This window comes from Paractinoplanes rishiriensis, from assembly GCF_016862375.1.
Classification (GTDB): Bacteria; Actinomycetota; Actinomycetes; order Mycobacteriales; family Micromonosporaceae; genus Actinoplanes; species Actinoplanes rishiriensis.
Window position 1 is genome coordinate 150,879 of the sequence record NZ_BOMV01000051.1, and the last position, 11,923, is coordinate 162,801.

12 protein-coding genes are annotated in these 11,923 nt (G+C 72.0%); 3 read left to right on the plus strand and 9 right to left on the minus strand.

The annotated features are described in order from the left end of the window. Position 1: 1 nt before the first annotated feature. Positions 2-712, minus strand: coding sequence for a succinate dehydrogenase cytochrome b subunit (locus Ari01nite_RS21520; RefSeq protein WP_203783144.1), 711 nt, complete (start codon positions 710-712; stop codon positions 2-4). A gap of 71 nt (positions 713-783) precedes the next feature. Between Ari01nite_RS21520 and Ari01nite_RS21525 the strand changes: the two genes are divergently transcribed. Next, positions 784-1,707 carry a LysR family transcriptional regulator gene (locus Ari01nite_RS21525; RefSeq protein ID WP_203783243.1) on the plus strand — a complete coding sequence of 308 codons (924 nt, stop codon included), beginning with the start codon at positions 784-786 and terminating at the stop codon, positions 1,705-1,707. Between the two features lie 7 nt (positions 1,708-1,714). On the opposite strand, the gene Ari01nite_RS21530 is transcribed toward Ari01nite_RS21525, so the two are convergent. Next, a complete protein-coding gene (locus tag Ari01nite_RS21530; protein ID WP_203783145.1) occupies positions 1,715-2,443 on the minus strand; it encodes a maleylpyruvate isomerase family mycothiol-dependent enzyme in 729 nt (242 codons plus the stop codon). 315 nt (positions 2,444-2,758) lie between these two features. Here Ari01nite_RS21530 and Ari01nite_RS21535 point away from each other — a divergent pair, with 315 nt between their 5' ends. Beyond that, positions 2,759-4,462, plus strand: a complete 1,704-nt coding sequence (locus Ari01nite_RS21535; protein ID WP_203783147.1) for a vWA domain-containing protein — start codon at positions 2,759-2,761, stop codon at positions 4,460-4,462. Positions 4,463-4,856: 394 nt separating this feature from the next. On the opposite strand, the gene Ari01nite_RS21540 is transcribed toward Ari01nite_RS21535, so the two are convergent. Next, entirely contained in the window at positions 4,857-5,765 is a 909-nt protein-coding gene (locus Ari01nite_RS21540) for a hypothetical protein (RefSeq protein ID WP_203783149.1), read from the minus strand. A gap of 423 nt (positions 5,766-6,188) precedes the next feature. On the opposite strand from Ari01nite_RS21540, the gene Ari01nite_RS21545 reads away from it, so the two are divergent. Then, positions 6,189-6,761 (plus strand): RICIN domain-containing protein, encoded by a 573-nt coding sequence (locus tag Ari01nite_RS21545; protein WP_203783151.1) that lies wholly within the window; start codon positions 6,189-6,191, stop codon positions 6,759-6,761. Between the two features lie 29 nt (positions 6,762-6,790). Here Ari01nite_RS21545 and Ari01nite_RS21550 read toward each other — a convergent pair whose 3' ends face one another. Genes Ari01nite_RS21550 through Ari01nite_RS21575 form a run of 6 tightly spaced genes read right to left on the minus strand, consistent with a single transcriptional unit; the run spans position 6,791 to position 11,910 of the window. After that, entirely contained in the window at positions 6,791-8,299 is a 1,509-nt protein-coding gene (locus Ari01nite_RS21550) for a phytoene desaturase family protein (RefSeq protein ID WP_203783153.1), read from the minus strand. A 46-nt stretch (positions 8,300-8,345) separates the two neighbouring features. After that, complete coding sequence (locus Ari01nite_RS21555) at positions 8,346-9,440, minus strand: glycosyltransferase family 2 protein (protein ID WP_203783156.1); 1,095 nt, start codon at positions 9,438-9,440, stop codon at positions 8,346-8,348. Continuing rightward, entirely contained in the window at positions 9,437-10,171 is a 735-nt protein-coding gene (locus tag Ari01nite_RS21560) for a carotenoid biosynthesis protein (protein WP_203783158.1), read from the minus strand. The genes Ari01nite_RS21555 and Ari01nite_RS21560 overlap by 4 nt, the downstream gene beginning before the upstream one ends. After that, a complete protein-coding gene (locus Ari01nite_RS21565; RefSeq protein ID WP_203783160.1) occupies positions 10,172-10,750 on the minus strand; it encodes a GNAT family N-acetyltransferase in 579 nt (192 codons plus the stop codon). After that, positions 10,747-11,430 (minus strand): monooxygenase, encoded by a 684-nt coding sequence (locus Ari01nite_RS21570; RefSeq protein WP_203783162.1) that lies wholly within the window; start codon positions 11,428-11,430, stop codon positions 10,747-10,749. Before Ari01nite_RS21570 ends, Ari01nite_RS21565 begins: the two co-directional genes overlap by 4 nt. Positions 11,431-11,436: 6 nt before the next feature. Then, the gene (locus Ari01nite_RS21575) at positions 11,437-11,910 is read right to left on the minus strand and encodes a YbaK/EbsC family protein (RefSeq protein WP_203783164.1); all 474 of its coding nucleotides are present in this window, start codon (positions 11,908-11,910) and stop codon (positions 11,437-11,439) included. Positions 11,911-11,923 lie beyond the last annotated feature (13 nt).

An 11,923-nucleotide genomic window follows, 5' to 3' on the forward strand; every position in this document is an offset into this window, starting at 1 on the left:
ATCAAGCCACCAATCCGGTGAGGACCGCGAACGGGACCGACAGGTAACCGGCGACCAGGGTGACGGCGAGAACCAGGGCGACCGTACGCGCGACCCGCTCGCCGGCGACGGTCTGCTGGCCCAGCGTGCGCACCGCGCTGAAGATGCCGTGCCGCAGGTGGAACCCGACCGCGAGGATGGCGAGCGTGTAGAACAGCGTCACGTACCAGCGCTCGGGAGCGAAGTCGGCAACCACATTGGCGTACGGGTGCTCGCGGTCGCCGATCGGGTTGAGGTGCCCGGTCGTCAGGTCGAGGATGTGGAAGATGACGAAGAGCAGGATGATCACGCCGCCCCAGCGCATGGTCCGGGCCGCGTAGCTGCCCTGCACCTTGGGGCGGTGGGCGTAGCGCACCGGACGGGCCGCGCGGGCCCGCCGGGCCAGGACGACCGCGGCCGCGATGTGCGTGACCACCGCCAAGGTGAGGCCGGCCCGCTGGATCCACAGGAACCAGGTGTGCGGCAGCAGCGGCGCACCGAGGTCGCGCAGCCAGTGCGCGTAGTGGTCGAACGAGGTCGCGCCCACAAAGATCTTGAGGTTGCCGATCATGTGCGCGAACAGGAACAGGACCAGCACGATGCCGGTCACCGCCATCAGAATTTTGAGTCCCACGGACGACGTCCGCCGGGCGGGTTTCGCCGCCTGCGTGGGTGTCCTCGTGTCGACCGCCATGAAAGGAACGGTAGGAAGACTCTTGCGATTCGTCTAATGCATGATGACCTCAGTAAGCATAGAGATAAGCTATTGAGGTGCAACTCCAGCAGCTCCGATACTTCCTAGCAGTGGTCGAAACCCGGCATTTCACCCAGGCGGCCGAGAATGTGGCGGTCTCCCAGCCGACTCTCAGTAAGCAGATTCACACCCTCGAAGCCAGTCTCGGTGCCCCGCTGTTCGAACGCGTCCGCGGCGCGGTCACCCTCACCGCGGCCGGCGAGACGCTGCTGCCGCTCGCCCAGCGGATGGTGGCCGACGCCGACGCCGCCCGTGAGGCGGTGCGGGACATCGTCGGCCTGCGCCGCGGCGACGTGCGCCTCGGCGCCACGCCGAGCCTCTGCTCGTCGCTGGTCCCGCCGGTGCTGCGCACGTTCCGCGCCGAGCATCCCGAGATTCAGCTGTACGTGACCGAGGGCAGTTCGCAGGACCTGATCGAGAGCCTGCTCGCGCACACCCTCGACCTGGCGCTCATCGTGCAGCCCGAGGAGGGCGTCGACGAGGCCCTGGCCACCGAGCCGGTGCTGCGCGAGAGCCTCGTGGTGGCCTCGGTCTACGACCGCCCGCCGCCCACCCCGTACGACCAGATCGCCCTGTCCGAACTGGAGCACACCCCGCTGGTGATGTTCCGGTCCGGATACGACATCCGCGGCGTCACCCTGGAGGCGTGCCGGCGGGCCGGGTTCACCCCGACGTTCGCGGTCGAGGGCGGCGAGATGGACGCGGTGCTGGCCTTCGTCGAGGCCGGGCTGGGGGTGGCGCTGGTGCCGAGCATGGTACTGGCCAACCGCCCGGCGCTGCGGGCCACGCCGCTGGCCCCGCCCGGCATGCGGCGCACCATCGCGCTGGCGCACCGGAAACGGTCGATCATGCCGCACGCCGCGCAGGCGCTGCGGGCCACCCTGCTCACCCACGTGGCCACCGAGGAACTGCCGTCCGGCGTCCGGCCGCTCTAGGGCTGCTTCAGAACCTGGTGATCGCCCACCAGCGGTCGAACAGCTCGCGGTCGCCCTCGACCGCGGCCGGCTCGCGCCGGCGGTTGAGCACCAGCAGCAGGTCGGTGACCGGCGCCGAGACCGTCACGTCGGCCGGTGCGGTGCCGGCCCGCCAGGAGAGCCCGCCGGCGTCCAGTGTCGCGTGCCAGCCGTCGCCGGTGTCGGTCGCGGTGAACTGGAGCCGCTCGCCGTCGCCGGCGAACTTCCCGACGATCTCGAAGACCAGCAGCATGTCGGCGATGCCGTCGGCGGCCAGGTCGGGTGCGAGCCCGCCGGTCACGTCGTGGTCGATCTCGTCGGCGTCGAACCGGTGGATGATCAGATCGTGCACCATCCGGCGCAGCCAGAAGCCGGCCGTCTGGTGTTGCGGCTGCCAGGTCCACACCCGGCCGTCGAACCCCAGGTCGCGCACCGCGTCGGTGAGCCGCCGCGCGCCGGACGCCAGCCAGCCGGCCCACTCGGCCGGATCGTCGGGCGCGTCGACCAGCCGGTAGGGCGCGGGGCTGTCGCGGCGCGCCTCGATGATCCCGGCGGCCAGCCGGTGGCCGCTGCCGACGTGGGTCACCAGATCGCGCACGGTCCACTCGGGACAGGCTGGCACCACCGCCTCGGGGAACTGGCCGGCCGCGGCCGCGGCCAGCCGGGCCGTCTCCGCCTCGAGTTCCGCCGCGTACCGCTCGGGCGCCAGCCAGCTCATGACCTTGACCCTACCCGGTTACAGGGCGCAATTAGCCGCCGATGACGATCCGTGTTCGCCGATGTCGGAGCGCTCCGCTGAACGGTGGTAAATGCCGCTGCCCGTTCTCGCTGACGGTATTGATCAAATTGGATCGGCTACCGTCTGCTTTTGTTACGTGGGCGCATTCCGGACCAATTAAAGATCCGCTCCGGTGCAGGTGAAGTGCCATGCCCGCCGAAATCTGCCAAACATTTCTCGACCCGGTTGCCAGACCCAGATATCGGGCTACTATTCGGGCCATTCCCCAATGGACCTTGGCGTGGAGGGCGGTGCATGTCGGAACTCGTGAGGCGCGAGCCGCAACCCCCCTCGCCCGAGCACGGCCACGAGCCCGACGAGCAGCCGCCCAGCGCGGTCATGCGGGTGCTGCTCGGGGTCAGCATCGTGCTGGTGCTCGTCCTGGTGGCGAGCGGCACCGCGTGGTGGCTGTACTCGCAGGAGCCGGTCGAGCAGTCCGCCGCCCGCGAGGCCGGTCCGTGCAGCCAGGCCGACCTGCGGGTGATCGCGGCGCCCGAGATCGCGCCGGTGGTGCAGGCCGCGGCCCGCACGGTCAACGGCGGCACCGACTGCGGCCCGATCGCGGTCATCGCGCAGGAACCGGACGCCACCGCCACCGCGTCGCAGCAGCCCGACGTGTGGATCCCGTCCAGCAGTTCCTGGCTGCGGATCGCGCTGGTCGGCGGCAGCACGGCCTACCAGGTGGAGGACGAGCCGCTGGCCCGCAGCCCGATCGTGCTGGCTGCGCCCGCCGAGGTGGCCGGCCACTTCGCCAAGGGTGACCAGACGTCCTGGATCGACCTGATGGCCGGGGTGGCCAGCCGCCGGGTCCCGGCCATGACCATGCCCGACCCGCTGCACACCAGCGTGGGGATGCTCGCGGTCTACGCCATCCACACCGCGATGGCCAAGAGCACACCCGACGCGGGCATCGCCCAGTTGCGGGCGCTCACCCTGCGCAGCCGGCTCAAGGACGTCTCGGCCAACCCGGCGGCGCTGCTGGAAAAGGTGGCCGGCCAGACCGACGCGACCGCGGTGGCGAACGACGTGGGCGTCTTCCCGATCACCGAGCAGCAGCTCACCACGTACCAGCGCGCCGGGAACGCGGTGCGGCTGACCGGCTCGTTCCCGGCCGACGGCCTGATCGAGGCCGACTACCCGTACGCGGTGTCCACCTCCACGGCGCACCGCGACCTGGCCGACCGCCTGCGCGCCGCGATCACCGCGCCGCTGCTGACCGATGCGGGCTTCCGGCCGTACGCGATGTCCCGGACCATCGCGGTGCCGGAGCGTTCCGACAAGCTGCTCGCCCCCGCCCTGCAGTGGGCCCAGTACCGCAGCATGGAGTTCCAGGTGCTGCTGCTGATCGACGCGTCCAGCTCGATGAACATCAAGGCCACCGACAAGACCGGCAAGGCCACCACCAAGGCCGGCCTGCTGCGCCGGTCCGGCCTGGACGCGGCCCGGCTGTTCGGCGACGAGACCAGCATCGGCATGTGGCTCTTCGGCACGCCCGCGGCCGACAGCCCCGCGCACACCGAGGCGGTGCCGTTCGGCCCGATCACCGCGCAGTTGGGCGCGAAGTCCCGGCGCGACACGCTGGCCACCGCGATCGGCGAATATCAGGCGCCGACGCTGGCCGGGACCCCGCTCTTCCAGACCATTCTGGACGCGCAGGCCGCCATGCGCCCGCGGGTCAAGCCCCAGACGATCACCCTGGTCATCGTGCTGAGCGACGGCACCGACGGCGAATCCAAGTACGCGATGCCGAAAAAGACGTTCCTCGACCGCCTCAAGAAACAGCAGGACCCCAAGCGCCCGGTGCCGATCATCGCGGTCGGCTTCGGACCGGACGCCGACATGACCACGCTCACCGACATGGCCAAGGCCACCGATGGCAAGGCGATCGCCGCCAAGGACCCGGCCGACCTGGCGTCGGCGATGGCCAAGGCGTTCCTGGCGGCGCACGCCCCGAGCTGACCCGCACACCCCGCCGCCGGCAGTGCGGCGCTCGCCCGGGCCTTTGCCGCAGACGTTCCCCGGTGGCGCTCGTCCGCGACGCGATGTTGTCGATCTGCTGTTCGGGGATGTTCGGGGATCTGCTCGGGACGGCGGCGAGATCGGTCCCGGCATGCGGTTGTGGTGCTCATCAAGTGGGACGTGAAGCGCCCCGACTGGGAATCGAAGCGCCCGGCTGGGAACAAAGCCCCCCGCTCGGAATCGAACCGTCGCGGTGGAAGTGGTGTTGGGCGCGATCCCGATAAAGGCGGCCAAAACGCACCGGTCCCGGCCGCCCAAGAGCGGCAGTACGGGATCGGGGCGTCCGGGCCCTCCGGCTGCGGCGGCCCAGCCCCTGCGGCGGCCGGTGGCAGGGTCAGCCGTTGGTGGTGCGCATTGCCAGGGTGCGCGGTGACGCGGCGTTCAGGTCGTACCGGTTGCCGGCCGCCCAGATCGTCGACGGGCCGGTGGCGGTGGCGTCCGCCAGCAGGCCGGGCAGCGTGCCGGCCTCCGGGACCCAGGCCGAGCCGGACCACCGGGCGATCGTGCTGCCGAACGCGTACACCCTGGTCGGGGAGAGGGCCGCGACGCTGCGGAAGCCCTGGCCGTCGTTCGGGGCGCCGGTCAGGAACGAGCGCTGCCAGGTCGACCCGTTCCAGTGCAGGGCGATCGGCATCGTGGTGAACAGCGTGCGGTGGAAGGCCCGGCCGACGATCCAGACGTCGTTAGCGGCGATCGCGACGACGTCGTGGAGGGCCGGCACCGAGAACGTCGCGTCCGACTCGCTGCCGGGCACGGCCACCCGGGACCACGCGGTGCCGTTCCAGCGCAGCACGAGCCCGGTGGTGGTGCCGCCGTACCCGTCGAAGCCCATGTTGCCGATCGCCCAGATGTCGTTTGCCGACGCGCCGTCGATGTCGGTCAGCAGGTTGGTGGTGGCGTCCGGGTTCGGGCTGGGCACGACGGTCCAGGCCGTGCCGTTCCACCGCTGGATCAGCGTGCGGTTGCCGGGCTGGGTGCTGGCCGAGTAGGACCCGACCGCCCAGGCGTTGGTGGCGGAGAACGTCTTGACGCCGGCCAGGCGGGCGCCGAGCGCATTCGGCGGGGCCGGGCTCGGCACGACGCTCCACGAGCCGCCGGTCCAGCGTTCGACCAGAGTGCCCGAGTTGATCGCGCCGCCGGCCTGGACGACCTCGCGGCTGCCGACCGCCCAGACGTCGGTGGCCGAACTGCCGTCCACTCCGGAGAGTTCGCCGGCCAGACCGGGCTCGGCGCGATCGTCCACGCGCCGCCGGCCAGCCGGGCGATGAGCGGGCGCTGGAAAGGCTGTGCCGGGGTGTGATCGGCCCGGCCGACCGCCCAGACGTCGGTGGCGCCGGCCGCGTCGACACCGAAGAACTCGTTCGGGCCGGCCGAGGCGTTCGGCGTCGGCACCACCGTCCAGGTGGCGGCGAGCGCCGGGTCGGCCGGCAGCAGGATGAGAACCGGAATCGCCACAGCGAGCAGGGTGCGGTGACGTGAGATCGACATTTTCGAGCCCCCTTTTGGGAAATGCCGTCATCGTCCCGCCGGGGTTTTCCGCAAGTCCACGAACGCGTCGCGGACCGGCGTCATCTGGGTATCACGACCCGTATCTATTAACAAGTCTTGTCGAACAAGTGTCCACAGTGGCAACATCCAGGGCAAGATCAAACCACATGGGGGAACGATGAAATTGAAGCGTGGTATGCGTCTCGGCGCCGCCGTTGCGGCCGGCTTGCTGGCCGTGGCGCTGACGCCGGCCGGGGCGAACGCCAAGCCCGGCGACGGCTGGTTCGCGATGGTCAATCAGAAGAATCCGGGCAGGTACTACATGGACGTCAACCCCGGGGTTGGTTCCGTGGTCACGGTGGCGGGGGCCCAGTCCGGCGACGGCGGAAATCTGCAAGGGCGGCAGGAGTGGCGCCGGGTCAACTTCAGCGACGGCACCTTCATGTTCCGCAGCGCCGGCACCTCGAACCAGTTCGCGCTGTCGCTCGCCGGCAACGGTTACGACAACGGGACGCGGGTCGTCTCGTGGTGGTACCAGGAGGACAACCCGAACCAGTATTGGATGCAGGAGAAGTACTGGGGCAGCAACATCTATCAATACCGCAATCTCGGCGCCAGCGCGAAGGCCCACGTCTCGATGTGCATGGCCGTCGCGGGCGCCGGGGACGGCTCGATCCAGCCCGGTGACGAGGTCATCATCTTCCGCTGCGGGAGCGGCGCGGACCAGCAGTGGTACCAGTACGACAACTGACCCGCTGAGCGTGCGGTCCCGCCCGGGCCTCAGGGGCGGGCGGGACCGATCCGGTCGGCGACCATCTGGGCCGACAGGGTGACCATCGGCAGCCCGCCACCCGGGTGCACCGAGCCGCCCACCAGCCACAGGCCGCCGACCGGGCCGCGGTTGGGCGGGCGCAGCAGGCCGCCCGCGGTGCCATAGATCGCGCCGCCCGGCGCCGCGGTGTCGGCGGCCAGGTCGGCCGGGGTGCGGACCTCGCGGAACACCAGCCGATCGCGCACGTCCAGGCCGCGGTGGGCCAGAAGCTTCACAACATGGTCGGCGTACGCGTCGGCCAGCCCCGGGCGGCGCCAGTCGGTCGCCCGCCAGCCGCGGCCGTGCGGGGGCGCGTTGACCAGCACGAACCACGCCTCGGTGCCGGGCGGGTGCACGCCCGGGTCGGCCGCCCGGGTGATGAAGATCGTGGGGTCGGACGCCGGCACCGCGCGCCGGCCCGCGGAGCCGAAGATCGCGTCGAACTCGGCGTCGTAGTAGCCGGGGAAATAGACGGTGTGGTGGGCCAGCGCCGGCGTCTCGCCGCGCACACCCAACAGCAGGACAAACCCGGCCAGGCTGCGATCGGCCAGCCGCGCCAGCCGGCCCGGGGTGGGCAGCAGATCGCGGTAAAGGGTGAGAGCGTCCACATCGGACACGACGATGTCGGCGGGAATGAAGCGCTCGGTGGCGCCGGATGCCGCCGCCTCGGTCGTCGCGGTCCGGTGGCCGGCGCCGGATTTCGGAGGGCCGGCCCGCTCCGTCACCCGGATGCCGCAGGCCAGGCCGCCGGCGGTCGCGATGCCTGTTACTTCGGAATTCAGGAAAATGTGGACGCCCAGCTCGGTGCAGCGGTCGACCAGGGCGGTGCCGAGCGTGCCCAGGCCGCCGGGCAGATACCAGCCGCCAAAGTGCAGTTCGGCATACGGGATGGCGGCCAGCGCGGCCGGGGCGCGGCGTGGGTCGGTGCCGGTGTAGGTGGCGTACCGGTCCAGCAGCATCCGCAGCCGGGGGTCGCGCAGGTAGTGCCGGCCCAGGTGGCGCAGCGTGCGGCCGGGGGCGATGGCGGCCAGGCCGGGCAGCCGCCAGGACAGGGCGGCCAGCGTGGCGGGGGTGACCGGACGTTGCAGCACCGAGCGCCAGGATGCCCGCCAGATGCGTTCGGCGCGGCGCCAGAAGCGGTGCCAGTCGTCGGCGGCGGCCACGCCGAGGGCGTCGCGGATGCGGTCCAGGAAGACCTCGTGGTCCGCGGCGGAGTCGAGCACCGTGCCGTCCGGGAAGACGTGCCGCACCACCGGGTCGAGCGCGACCGGGCGCAGGTGCAGGTCGTCGAACACCTGCGGCAGCGTCAGCAGGCTCGGCCCGGTGTCGAAGCGGAAGCCGTCCCGCTCGTGGACACCCAGCTTGCCGCCGGCCACCGCGGACCGCTCGTGCACCTCGACCTCGTGCCCGGCCTGCGCCAGCCGGACCGCCGCCGTCAGCCCGCCGACCCCGGCCCCGATGACCGCGATCCGGCTCACCGCAACCACCCCGCGGTCACGTCGGGCACGGTCATCACGATCCGGCTCACAGCGGCCGGCCCTTCCAGGTCAGGGCGCCGCGGCGACGCAGCCGGAAGGACCGCGCCACCAGCCAGCCGAACAGCACGATCGACGCCGGGTGGGCCAGGGCGTCCGGCCAGGCACGTCCGCCGGTCACGCTCGCCGCGGTGGCACGACCACAAACCCCTAGCAGGTACGCCGTGAGCGCGATCGCGGCCCAGCGGAACTCCCCGGACGCGGCCAGGATCGGGGCGGCGACGGCGGGAGCCGCGTACAGCAAAAGCAGAATGACCACGACGGCGCCGGCGGCGGGGGCGGAGCCGAACGAATGCCAGAGCGACTTGCCGTAGCCGGCGACTAGTGCGGGCCAGGTCGCATACATCCGGCAGGACGCCGCGGGGGAGCCGTCGGCCAGCGCGATCCGGCCGCCGGTGCGTTTGACCTGCCGGGCCAGGGCGATGTCCTCGAGGACGTCGGCGCGCACCGCGGCATGACCGCCGGCGCGCTGGTAGCCGGCGCGGTCGACCAGGAGCCACTGGCCACCGGCCGCGGACAGCGACGGTCGCGGCGAGCGTTCCATGGCGCGCAGCGGGAGGAAGGTGAGCCAGGACCACTGGAGGAGGGGCTGGACCAGGCGGCCGGCGCCGGTGATTTCCGGGTACGGGGACAGCAGCGTCACGCCGGTCCGGCGCAGCAGGGTGGTGGCCCGGCGGATCGCGTCGGGGGCCAGCACCACGTCGGCGTCCACGAAGGACAGCACGTCGGCGCCGGCGGCGGCCTCGGCCAGTTGATGGCAGGCGTGCGGCTTGCCGAGCCAGCCGGCCGGGAGCGGCGCGCCGGTGAGCAGTCGTACCTTGTCGCCGGCCGCCGCGCGTACCACCTCTGCGGTTTGGTCTGTCGAGCCGTCGTCCAGGACGAATATCGTCAGGCCGGGCACGCCCTCCTGGGCCAGCAACGACTCGAGACACGGCTGGACCCGGTCGGCCTCGTTGCGCACCGGCAGCAGGACGGCGACCTTCTCGGACACGGTCGCGGCCGGCGGCAGGCGTCGCAGCAGCGCCGCGTTGACCACCGTGTGCGCGGCCAGCGCCGCCCAGGGCAGCAGCACCAGCCAGCTCATCGGCGCCGCCTCACCACGTGGACCGCGAGCGGGATCACGACCATGCCCATCACGGCGCCGCCCCAGGCCGCGGAGGCCGGCAGACCCAGGAAGACGGCGTGGGCGAGCACGGAGGAAGCGTACGTCCACAACCAGAGCGCGAGGATCGGCGCGTCCGCTCGCAGCGGGGTGCGGCCGGCCTCGCCGGTAGCCGCAGCCAGGCAGGTCATCAACAGCAGCGCGAATCCCAGCCAGCCCAGATAGTTGCCGATCGGCACGCCGGGGACGCCGGGCAGCGCGGGCACCGGGTCGTGCCAGCGCCAGTAGCCCTCGGCGACCATCTGCGGGTCGAGGAAGAGGTCCCACGCGGCCAGGCCCACGGCCGCCACCACGATGCGCAGCCGGCGGCCCAGGTGCACCGCGGCGAGCCAGGCCGGCCAGGCCATCCAGGTCCAGGCCAGCGGGATGATCAGCGGGACGCCGAGGATCTTGGGACCGAGCTCGCCGGAGTAGTCGTAGGTGCCGAACGGGAAACCGGTGGCCACCCCGACCGCCTCGACCGCGAAGCCACCCAGCGTGGCCGTGCCGACCAGTGCGGCGGCCGCGCGCGGGCCGCGGGTGCGCCAGGCGTGCGTCACCGACAGCAGGTAGCCGAGCAGCACCGTGGTGACCGTGAACGCGGCCCGGGTGCCGCCGTCGGTGAGCGGATAGCAGATCTGGGTCAGGACCAGCGCGCCGAGCAGGAACCACATCTAAATGCCGACGATGCCCGGCGAGTCCTCGGCGGGGCGGTCGACCACCGGCAGGTCGCGGCCCAGGATTGCGAACGCCCGCTCGTCGCCCGGGAACAGGAAGTCGCGCAGCACGTCGACGAACTCGAAGCGGCGGTACAGCCGCCAGGCCCGGGACCGCTGCTCGTCGGCCTCGGGGGTGGACAGCAGCACGGACTTGCCGTCGGCCATCGCGAGCAGGGCCCGCAGTTGCCGGGCGCCCACGCCGTGTCCCTGCGCGGCCGGGCGGACGTGCAGCTCGACCACCTCGAAGCAGTCGCTCAGCCACTGCTCGCGGGCCGGTTCGTCGAGCGCCGAGCGCACCTGGTCGTGCCACCACTGGCCGGGACCGGAGGTGTAGCCGTACCCGAAGCCGGCCAGCCGGCCGTCGGTGGTCAGCGTCGCGACCGCGCGGAAGCCCTGGCGCCGGACGTGCGCGCCGATGTAGCCGCGGCGGGTCTGCAGCAACTCCTGGCGGTAGCCCATCGCCTCGCCGTAGACGGCGACCACGTCGTCGAGCCGTCGCAGCAGGTCGTCCGGCTGCCACGCAACGAGCCTCATACCCGTCCAACCTCTCCGCCCGCCACCTTGCCGGTCCAGCCCAGCACCGACCGGTCGCCGCTGATGCCACGGACCGCGAACCGGGCGAACAGCTCCTCGGCGTACCACCGGTCGCCCGGCGTGCGGGCTATCACCGCGCGATGCTCCGGCTGACGGTACGCGAACGCGGTCAGGTCCGCCGCATCCCGCCATACGCTGACCGTGCCCTGCCAGCCGATCGGTGCCTCGCCGATGCCGAACCGGGCGAGCAGTCCGGGGGCGGCGGCGAGTTCCCGGGCCACCGGCGGGATGGCGCGCCAGAAGGTCAGCGCGCGGGTGGGTCGCAGGCGGGCGCGGGTCAGCGCGAGCACCATGCCTTTTTCCCGATTTTTCGGGACTTCTGCGCGGAACGGATCGCGGCCCGACCAGCTGCCGCGGCTGGCCAGCGGTTCCAGGTCGAGGCGCGCGGATGCGGCGGCCAGACGATCCCAGCCCGGGAACGACACCGGCTCGTCGCTCACGGTCAGCGCCGCGTACCTGGTCAGATCGGCATCGCCCGGACCGAAGCTGGTGCCTGTACCCGTACCCAGGAATTTCGCGAAGCGGACACCCGGCGGCCGGCGCCGGGCGAAGGCCAGGCGCAGCAGCGCGGCACCGGCCCGTCGCGGCGGCACCCGCCACACGTGCAGCGTGACCGGCATCGTGGGTCAGGCCACCTCGGCCGGCGTGCCGGCGCTGACCCGGACCAGCTCGGCGTAGGTGATCGGGAAGACCGCGCGGGGCACGCCGCCGGCCGCCCAGATCACCGGATAGTGCTCCAGCGCCACGTCGACCAGGGTGCGCACCGGTTTGGGATGCCCGACCGGAGCCACCCCGCCGATCGGCTGGCCGGTGTGCTCGCGGACGAAGTCGGGGCTGGCCCGGCGCAGCTTCGCGATGCCGAGGAGGGCCGCGACCTTGGCGGTGTCCACCCGGTGCGCGCCCGAGGTGAGCACCAGCAGCGGCTCGCCGTCGGCATCGAAGATCAACGAATTCGCGATCTGGCCGACCTCGACGCCGAGTGCGGCGGCCGCGGCCGGAGCGGTGTGCACGGCCTCATCCAGTACGACGACCTGCGCGTCACCGGCGCCCGCGGCGTCCAGTGCGTCCCGGACCGCGATCACGTTGGGGTGCGTTTCCATCGGGCCATTATCC